The following is a 382-nucleotide window of genomic DNA, read 5'->3' as shown; positions in this document are numbered from 1 at the left end:
GCCCTGGCTCGGATTTCGCAGGGTGGCGTCGGTGACACTGGCACCGTCCGCGCCCTGGGTGTCGTTGGCCAGGACGTTGTAGGCGACAGACTGGTCTTCACCGGTCGTGGTGGAGTCATCATCTGCATCCGGCGCGGTATCCAGGATCTGGATGTCCAGGCTATTGCTGGCGATGTCACCTTCGTGGTCGGTGACCACGATCGCGAAGCTGTCGACGATGTTGTCGTCAGCCGCGTTGTGGGTCGCCGCACCGCCGGTCTCGGTGTAGCTGTAGCTGAAGGTGCCGCTGTCGGCATCGAAGCCGGTGATGATCAGGCTGCCCTGGCCCGCGTCATTGGGGATGGTCACCGGGGTGGTAAAGTCCGCCCCGACCAGCTCCACA

General features: G+C 64.1%; 1 protein-coding gene. It reads right to left on the bottom strand.

The window, feature by feature from the left end; translation table 11 throughout:
- On the bottom strand, positions 1-382 hold a 382-nt coding region (locus tag NFH97_RS21150; protein ID WP_349625588.1), incomplete at both ends, for a hypothetical protein.

The sequence above is a fragment of the Halomonas sp. SCS19 genome (assembly GCF_040147015.1).
GTDB lineage: Bacteria > Pseudomonadota > Gammaproteobacteria > Pseudomonadales > Halomonadaceae > Halomonas > Halomonas litopenaei.
Note: the sequence above shows the minus strand (reverse complement) of the source record. Positions and strands in the feature narration are given on the sequence as shown.